This window comes from Escherichia sp. 94.0001, from assembly GCF_013369155.2.
In the GTDB taxonomy this organism is placed as follows: domain Bacteria; phylum Pseudomonadota; class Gammaproteobacteria; order Enterobacterales; family Enterobacteriaceae; genus Escherichia; species Escherichia coli_F.
The window spans coordinates 1-264 of record NZ_JABWMS020000309.1 but is presented as its reverse complement, the minus strand read 5'-3'; the positions used below and the strand labels follow the sequence as shown (position 1 = coordinate 264).

The following is a 264-nucleotide window of genomic DNA, read 5'->3' as shown; positions in this document are numbered from 1 at the left end:
ATGCTCCGGATCCGCGCATTAAACAGCTGGCGCGCCGCAGTACAGTGACGCCGGGCGGGGCTGCCTGCAGATATAACGATATTATTCCGGCTGACCACTGTCTGCATGATGTGCAGGATATGAGTACGCTGAATCATCCGAGGGCTGACCTGAGCAAAGGGCAGTACGGCTGTGTCGGCCAGGGTTTACATATTGCCAAAAAACTGCTCCCGTATATCCCGAATAACGCGGGGATCCTGCTGGTACCATGCTGTCGTGGTGGTT

1 pseudogene is annotated in these 264 nt (G+C 55.7%); it reads left to right on the top strand.

Annotated elements, in window-relative coordinates:
- Window positions 1-264: pseudogene (locus HEN33_RS25880) on the top strand (hypothetical protein); the annotation flags it as partial.